Origin of the sequence: Nocardia sp. CC213A (assembly GCF_030766805.1) — a bacterium.
Taxonomy (GTDB): domain Bacteria; phylum Actinomycetota; class Actinomycetes; order Mycobacteriales; family Mycobacteriaceae; genus Nocardia; species Nocardia otitidiscaviarum.
In genome coordinates this window covers 367,833-375,888 of sequence record NZ_JASFXA010000004.1, presented here as the reverse complement: position 1 = coordinate 375,888, position 8,056 = coordinate 367,833, and the positions used below count along the sequence as shown (strand labels likewise).

Here is an 8,056-nt window from a genome sequence, read left to right as displayed (position 1 = left end):
CACTCGAGCGAGTGTGGGCACGACGTCGTGTCGTCCCGATGGGCGGCCGCAACGAGAGGAGACACCGTGCGACTGGGTCCACCCACCGACGACGAACTGCGCCGGAACTTCGAGGCCGCCCTGACCTCGGTTCGCGAGGGCGGCGGTGTCAGCTCGGCGACCGGTCTCGATATGGAGACCGAGGGTGCGCTGTGGGCGATCGCACGCGCCCACCCGCGCATCGACGACGACCTGATCGCCACTGCTCACCGCGCCTTCGCCGGACAGCTGGACGGCTCGAACGCGGCCGCGCGCCGCGCCCGGATCGCGCACATGACCGCGCCGGCCGATCCGGATCGCGCATAGCGCACCCGGGATGACGCCGAGTGCGCCACCACATATGTTCAATGCCGACAGGTGCCGGACGAGGAGATGGCTGCGACGTGACGAGACCAGCGGAAGAGGCGCTCGAGGGGAGCGGTCTCGCGGGGGAGGGCCGGGTATCGGATGGCTCCGAGCAGGCCGCGGTGACCGCGGCGGTGCTCGGGGAACCCGTCGATGAGCCGGATATCGGGTTCACCCTCGGCGGGGTAGCAGCCCCCGAGCCTGACGTCGATCCCGCCACGCGGGCAAGGCAACTCACCCACCGCATCGCCCGGGAACTGGCCGCCGCGGGCCCGCGTGGCTGGCGGCGAATGGACGCCGTCTTCGCGCTCACCGTGGCCACCGAGGTGGTGCACGTCTTCTTCGCGACCGACGAGAGCACGGTCCGTGTCCAGCCGCCACAGTCGGTCCTCGAGCTCATCCGCGAGCACCGCGGGCTGGCGGCGCGGCTGGGCGACGGACCCTGGTGGCGAATGCTGGTGTCGCTGGACGATTCCGGCAAGCTGGAGGCCGACTACGACTATGGCGACGTGCCCTTCCCCGACGACTATCTGTTCCCGGCACCGGCGTACCGTGCCGATCTCGCCGAGTATCCGCGCACCCGGCTCCCGGTCTGGCTGGCTGCTTATGTACACCACGACGGTCGCCAGACCCGCTCGCCCCGTACGGCTTTCGCGCAGGCCGGTGCCGACCGGGCCGCCGAGGTCGCGGCTACCGTGGCCGACAACGATTTTCCCCCTTTCCCGCTGATGTGGGCCCGCTGGGCAGTGATCGCGGCGACCTTCGTGGGAGCGGAATCACAATGGGGCCCTAGAGTATTGCCGTCGCTGGCCTGGTTCGAAGGCGCCAAACGCAGCGGCTCCACCCTGTACGCCCTACCCGGCGGCCGCGCCGTGCTGTCCGGCGGCGTATGGGACGCGCCCACCCTGGACGCGGTCTACAACGCGGGCGCACCCATGCCCCGGTTCTATGCCGGAGCACCGGAGTGGGTGGCGAACCCGGTCGTGAACCCGCGTGCCGCCAACGGTCTGCTGTCCTTCTGCTACTGGTGGGAGAACGGCCACTGGTATCGCGGCGAGTCTCCATCCGCGACCGAACTCGCCAGCGCGCTGCCGGGCATGTGGACGGTCGAGACCGTGGTGGATCTGGTGTCGAGGCTGGTCGCCGAGCAGCCGACCGAGCAGCAACGCGAGTCGGTGGCCGCTCTGGTCTCGGCCGCGGAGGCGGCTGCGGTAACCCGGGATCATCTGGTCGAGACGTTTGGTGACACCGGTTCGTTCGATATCGACTCCGCGCTCTATCAGCTCACCATGGCCGGGGTGACCGTCGCGACCCGCTAACGGGCCGCGCGTGGTATCGATTCGCCACAGGCACAGGCAATTCGATGTCTCGACGGATCGTATTCACAGCTCGTTCACTCGCGGCCGTTAGCGTTTCGATGCCGTAGGTCGAGGTGAATGTAGGAGCGGGGAGTGGGCGAGACCGTAAATCCTTGGCCTGGGCTCAAACAGCAGGCGGGCAACGGGCTGATTCAGGTCGCCGAAGGGGTGGCGCAGGAGGCCGCGGGATTCGCCGCCGATGTGGCGAACGCACTCGTCGATATGAAGTCCTATGTCTCGAATCTGACCGAGCATACGGGCTTCAGCGATAACGGGCATTTGCAGCGGGCGCTGCAACTGGCGGGGAACTTCAATATCGAGGGTGGTCGACTCGCCGAAATCCTCGATATCTACCTCGATATGGTCAATTCGCTGGGCGAGACCCTGGTGATCGCGGGGAAGCTCTACGACAATGCCGAGCAGGATTCCGGGGACGCGTTCAACGGGCTGAAGCGGCAGTCCCTGGAGGATTCGCCGAACAGTGAGCGGCCCAGGTACATCGGCGAGGATATTCCCCACTGGCCGGGCGACGATCAGACGGCGGCCACGGCGTACGACAACCACTTCAAGAACCTCGAGGATCGGGCCGCCGCTGCCGGAGGCGTGCACGCCGCCATTACGCCCGAGAACCCGTACAACCACCTGCACGACGGTGCGTGGTTCGTCAAGGTACGCGAGGGCATCAGCACGTCCGCCGTTTCGTGCTGCTCCGGGGAATGGGGATGGTTCGCCGATCGCATCAGTGGCGATTTCGAGAATCTCACGGGTCGGCTGGCCCGAATGGAGCAGGACGAATCGTGGACCGGTGACGGCGCCAACGGCGTCATCAACGCCGCCAGGCTGTTTCAGGCGCAGGCGAACGACTTCTCCGCGGATCTGCGTGTCATGGCGGACAACCTGCTCTACATCGCGGGCTGGCTGCGCTATACCCGCGACAGCATGCCCGAACGCTGGGAGTCGGAGTGGGACAACAACCACGAGGACTACGACTCGGTCAAACTCGGATATGCCCAGGCGTTCGAGAACTGGTACGTCACCGGAATGCGCAACTCCAGCGCGGCCATTCCGAAACTGACCGACCCGACCGATCCGACCGCCGGCCTGGAGGATCCGGGCGACCGTGGCAACAACGGCGGTGACAACTCCGGCGGCGGCAACAACGGTGGCGGTGGCAACGGTGGCGGTGGCAACGGTGGCGGTGGTAGCGGTGGCGGCGGCGGTGGAAACAGTGGCGGCGGACTGAGTCCGGGATTCCAGAGCCAGATGGCCGCCCTGTCGCAGCAGGCGGGCAGGGACACCGGTTCGACCACTACGGCTGCGGACGCGCGGTACCAGAACGCGAATCGGACCACGCCGGATTCGCGCTACGGTCAGCAGCCGACCGGTCAGCAGTCCACCGGTCAGGACGGCCAGCAGGCCCTGCAGCAGTTGCAGAGCGCCATGCAACAGGGGCTGCAATCGGCCCAGCAGGCCGCCCAGCAGGCGCTGTCCCAGGCACAACAGTCCGATCTGGCCGACCGGATGGCGAACACGCCGTTGTCGGGATTGCCCGCCGCGCTCAACGACATTGCCAAGAAAGCCGGTGGCGGCGGGCCGAAGGGCGGTGGCGGCGCACCCGGTGGCGGCGGACCGCAGACCAGCCTCGCCCGGGACTCGGCGTCGTCGAAGCTGTTCCCGCGCGCCGCCCTGGCCGCCGAGGCGGCGGGCAGCTTCCGCGCCGGCGCGGCACCGGGGGCGGGCTCGCCCATGATGGGCCCCATGGGTCCGGCGGGCGCGGGCGGTGCGGGAGCGCAGAACCAGGGCGGCAAGGAGCGCAAGCGGCCGGAATGGCTCGAATCGGAGGAGTACCTGGAGGAGGCCATCGGCGCGCCGCCGATCGTGGCGAAACCCGTGGTGGAGGACTGATACCGGTGCACCGGACCTGGAATCTCGGCGGCATGGAGCTGCTGGTCCTGTGGGAGGACACGAATGCGGAGTATCTGCCCGCGCCCCTGATGTTCGCCACCGGTGCCGAATGGTGGGACGAACATCTGGCCGAGAAGGTGCGGGCCCGGGAGGAGTTGCGCGACCGCGATCCAGCCCTCGATCGGGTGGTGGCCGCGCTGCGCACGCCCGACATCCGCGTCGAGGTGCGCGGCCGGGACGGCGGTGCCATGCCCGGTTCGGCCGGAGCCATCCGGTGTTTCGGCGCCCGCTGCGGCGACCTCGGCTATCTCGTCACTCAGCGACCCGGTGAAACCCCGGGGCAGGCGGCGGGATTCACTATCGTGGAGTTCTATGCGGAGGAGCTCGCGCGGGAGGTGGTCGCCGCGCTTCCGGACATCGGCGCGGGCCGCGGCCGCGACCTGGTGCTGGCGCAGCGGGAGAGCCGCGATCAGACCGACTACGGGTTCGGATTGTCTCCGGCCCATGAGACCTACCACGGTTCGGCGATCGACCGTGCCGCCGAATTTCTCGCCGCGCCCGCGGCCGGCACCGGCACCATCACCGTGGCACAGGGCTATTCCGCCTACGGCCCCCGCGGTATCGCGCGGTATCGACTCGGCTGGCGTGACCTCGTCGACGACGGCCGCTACCTGATCACCGACGAGAATCCGCCCATGGCGGTGGCCGCCGACCGGCAGCGCATGCTCACCGCCATCGAGACCCGAATCGCCGAGGTGGCTTTCGTCCTCGACGACGAGCGGGTCTGACCGGACGCTCCACGCTCCTCGTTCTCGAAGTCGACGGACCTCTCACCCGCCGGGGCGCGCCTCGCCGCTGCACCGTGCGCGCCCGCGGCGCTCCGCGCTATGTTCGGTGGTCCGGTGCCTCGACGTCGTACTGCGTACACTTGTTGTTCACTTCATGGGTATCGCAGCGGCGCGGTTCCGGCAGGGGTAGGCGAGTCGGGCGCGCTCACGCTGCGCCACAGCGGCTTCGGGTGAGGGAGGAGCGATACGGTGGCCGAAGGCGACAATCCATGGTCCGGTCTGGCGCAGCAGGCGCGGCAGGGGCAGCTGCGCATCACCGAGACCGCGGCGCGGGAGGCGGCCAATTTCGCGGCCGACTCGGTGTATTCGCTGACCTCGGTCGGTACGTACGTGTCCTTCGTCAAGGAGCACAAGGGCTTCAGCGACAACAACCATTTGCAGAAGGCGCTCGCCCTCGCCTCCCGTTTCGATGCGCAGGGCCGTCGGCTCGAGGAATCGCTCGGCAAGTTCATCGACCTGGTCACCGCCATGGGCGAAACGCTCATGATCGCGGGGAAGCTGTACGACGACGCCGAGACCGACTCCAAGGCGGCGTTCGACGGGCTCGGTCCAGCCGCCGCGGAGCGGGACAGATCCATGCTGGGTCCCAGCCCTCGCTACGGCCAGATCGAGGTGCCGATGCCGGACGGGCGGAAGACGGCAGCGGAGATCCTGTCCTCGAACTACAGCGACGTCAAGGCGGTCGGCACCGGTGCGGACGACCCGAACCTGCACTTCGATGATCGTTACGCCGACCCGATCGACCCCGAGGACCCGAACGGCCATACCGGCCACTGGTTCCAGACCGCTCGGGAGGGCATGGATCCGCAGAAGGTGGCCAACAGCAGCGGTGACTGGCGGTGGATCGCCGACCGCATCGATGAGGATTTCGACAATCTCACCGGCAGGCTGGAACGAATCGAGCAGGACGAGCAGTGGTCCGGTCAGGGCGCGGCCGCGGCCATCGCCGCGGCCAAACGCTTCAAGGCGCAGGCCAACGACCTCACCACGGATATGCGCTCGATCTCGCGGAATCTGCTGTACGCGGCCGAATGGCTGTGGGGGACACAGCAATCGCTGCCGCGGAATGTGGCGCAGTACAGCCCCGAGATTCAGGAGTCGCTGGTGCAGTCCGCGATCCAGGGCTGGAAGCGGTACTACATCCCGGGCCTCACCGCATCAAGTCTCGCCATCCCGAAACTGGCCGATCCGACCGCCCCGCCGCCGTCGCTGGATCCAGGCGGTAACAACAACGGCGGCAACAACAACGGAGGCGGCACCGGAGGCGCTACGGGTGGCGGCGGTACGGGTGGCGGCGGTACGGGTGGCGGCGGTACGGGTGGCGGCGGTACGGGTGGCGGTGACCGTGGCCTGAGCGCCGACCTTCAGCGTCAACTGGCCGCCGCGCGGCAGGCGGGATTGCCCCCGGACGCGGAGAACGGATCGCCCCGTCCGAATACGCCCTCCCCGGACGCGAATCGGGATCCGCGAGGGTCCCAGTCCGACTCGCGGACCGGCGGACAGCAGGGTCAGCAAGTCGCGCAGCAGTTGCAGAGCGCCGTGGACCAGGGGCTGCAATCGGCGCAGCAGGCCGCGGAACAGGCCCAGCAGGCATTGGCCCAGCAGGCGCAGAACGATGTGCGGAACCAGTTGGCGAACGCACCGTTGGCGGGAATGCCCGCCGCGCTCAACGACCTCGCCAAGAAGGTGGGCGCCGGTGGACCGAAAGGGGGCGGCGGCGCACCGGGCGGCGGCGGTCCGCAGACTCAGCTCAGCGCAAACAGTCCCGCCTCGAAGCTCTTTCCCCGCGCCGCCTTGTCCGTCGATGCTGTCGGTACCGTCAGGGCCGGTCTCGCCACCGGCGCGGGCATGCCCATGAGCGGTCCGATGGGACCCGCGGGCGCTCCGGGTGCGGGTGCTCAGAATCAGGGCAAGGAGCACAAACGCCCGGACTTCCTCGATTCCGATGAGCATCTCGCCGACGCCATCGGTGAACCGCCGATCGTGGCGAAGCCCGTCGTGGAGGGGTGAATCGGTGGAAACGGAATCGGCGTTGCGCACCTGGACTCTCACCGATCTGGAGTTGTTGGTGCTCTGGGAGGACCTCGGTGCGGAATTCCTGCCCTGGCCACTGGTATTCGCCAGCCGCACCGAATGGTGGAGCGAGCATCTGGAGAACCTGGCCCGCACCCGCGACACCCTGCGGGATCGAGATCGTGCCGTCGACGAGGTGCTCCGGGCCGTGCACGCCCCCGATCTCCGCATCGCGGTGTTCGGACAGAACGGGTGCGATCCGCACGATCCGCACGGCAGTATCCGCATCCTCGGCGCGCGGTGTGGTGATCTCGCCTATCTGGTGACGCAGCTCCCCGGTGAAACGGTCCGGCACAGCAGCGGATTCACGATCGCCGAGTTCTACGCGAACGAACTGGCCGAACGCGTGGTCGCGGCGCTGCCGGATGTCGGCGCCGGGCGAGGCCGGGAGATCGTGCTGGCCGGACGGGACGACTCCGCCGAGGTGGACTACGGTTTCGGTCTTTCGCCGGCACACGAAACCATGGACGGATCGGTCGTGGACCGTGCCGCCGATTTTATGGCGGCGCCCGCGTCCTCCGTGGGCACCATCGACGTGGTGCAGGGGCGCTCCCGTTTCGGCCCGCGTGGCCTCGCCAGATACCGGCTGGAATGGCGAGACCTGACCGACGACGGCCGATATGTGATCATCGACGAGTACCCGCGAGTAGCCGTCGCCGCCGACCGCGGTCGACTGACGGCCACCCTGCACAACCGGATGGCCGAGGTCATGCTGGTACTCGAAGACGAACACGTGTGAAAGGCTGGACCAGCCAATGGGATACGACCCCGAACCCTTCCCGACCGAGTTCACGGCGTCGTCCCGGACGGGTTCGGTGGTGGTCACCACCACCGAACAGGGCCTGCCGCTCGGCATCGAGGTGGACCGCGACCGACTGCGTGGCGATCTGGGGCCGTTGGCCCGCGAGATCGTACTGCTGTGCCGCCAGGCGGCCAGCCGCGCCGGTATGGAACGGCGCGAACATTTGCGCGCCGCCGGGCTCGCCCCGGAACACCTGGCGCTGACCAGGCTGCCCACCGCCGAGGAGGTGGCGCGCCAGGAGTACGCCGACGAGCAGGACTACGAAGACGAACCGGATAGTTGGTTGCGCCCGGTCTGATCTCCGCGATACACCAGAAGGCAGGGAATGAGAGGGGATTCGCGTGATCGAGTCGATGGACGAGCTGCAGGCGCGGGTGAACGGCCAGCTGAACCGGCTGTTGGATTTGCAGGACGCCATGGTCGCGGTGCGGATGCGGGAAACCTCACCGGACGGCGCGATCACCGTCGAGGTCGACGGCAACGGCGGATTGGTCGACCTGGAACTCGGCACCCCGGTATCTCGGATGTCGCCGGAGGAGTTCGAGCGCGTCCTGGTGGATACCTGCGCCACGGCGGCGGGGCGGGTCTTCGCGGAACGGTCGCGACTGGTGGTGGACTTCAACGATGAAATGGCCACCGGGAAATAACCATTAGGCCGCCAGCTGTTAACCATGCTCGCCGGAAGT

At 68.2% G+C, this 8,056-nt stretch carries 8 protein-coding genes; all 8 read left to right on the top strand.

The window, feature by feature from the left end; translation table 11 throughout:
* Positions 1 to 66: 66 nt before the first annotated feature.
* Positions 67 to 345 carry a hypothetical protein gene (locus QJS31_RS10200; protein WP_306356524.1) on the top strand — a complete coding sequence of 93 codons (279 nt, stop codon included), beginning with the start codon at positions 67 to 69 and terminating at the stop codon, positions 343 to 345.
* A 77-nt stretch (positions 346 to 422) separates the two neighbouring features.
* The gene (locus QJS31_RS10195; RefSeq protein ID WP_282785943.1) at positions 423 to 1,703 is read left to right on the top strand and encodes a hypothetical protein; all 1,281 of its coding nucleotides are present in this window, start codon (positions 423 to 425) and stop codon (positions 1,701 to 1,703) included.
* Between the two features lie 132 nt (positions 1,704 to 1,835).
* Positions 1,836 to 3,647: a hypothetical protein gene (locus QJS31_RS10190; protein ID WP_306356523.1), complete on the top strand. Its 1,812-nt coding sequence runs from the start codon at positions 1,836 to 1,838 to the stop codon at positions 3,645 to 3,647.
* Positions 3,648 to 3,652: 5 nt separating this feature from the next.
* Positions 3,653 to 4,435: an ESX secretion-associated protein EspG gene (locus QJS31_RS10185; protein WP_306356522.1), complete on the top strand. Its 783-nt coding sequence runs from the start codon at positions 3,653 to 3,655 to the stop codon at positions 4,433 to 4,435.
* A gap of 249 nt (positions 4,436 to 4,684) precedes the next feature.
* Positions 4,685 to 6,505: a hypothetical protein gene (locus QJS31_RS10180; RefSeq protein ID WP_306356521.1), complete on the top strand. Its 1,821-nt coding sequence runs from the start codon at positions 4,685 to 4,687 to the stop codon at positions 6,503 to 6,505.
* A 4-nt stretch (positions 6,506 to 6,509) separates the two neighbouring features.
* Positions 6,510 to 7,307 (top strand): ESX secretion-associated protein EspG, encoded by a 798-nt coding sequence (locus QJS31_RS10175; protein ID WP_306356520.1) that lies wholly within the window; start codon positions 6,510 to 6,512, stop codon positions 7,305 to 7,307.
* 16 nt (positions 7,308 to 7,323) lie between these two features.
* Positions 7,324 to 7,668, top strand: coding sequence for a hypothetical protein (locus QJS31_RS10170; protein ID WP_039809873.1), 345 nt, complete (start codon positions 7,324 to 7,326; stop codon positions 7,666 to 7,668).
* Between the two features lie 43 nt (positions 7,669 to 7,711).
* Entirely contained in the window at positions 7,712 to 8,017 is a 306-nt protein-coding gene (locus QJS31_RS10165; protein ID WP_029923674.1) for a hypothetical protein, read from the top strand.
* Positions 8,018 to 8,056: the final 39 nt, after the last annotated feature.

Excerpts from the sequence above, each read along its gene's own strand:
- QJS31_RS10170 (WP_039809873.1), top strand. The coding sequence starts at position 7,324 with ATGGGATACGACCCCGAACCCTTCCCGACCGAGTTCACGGCGTCGTCC.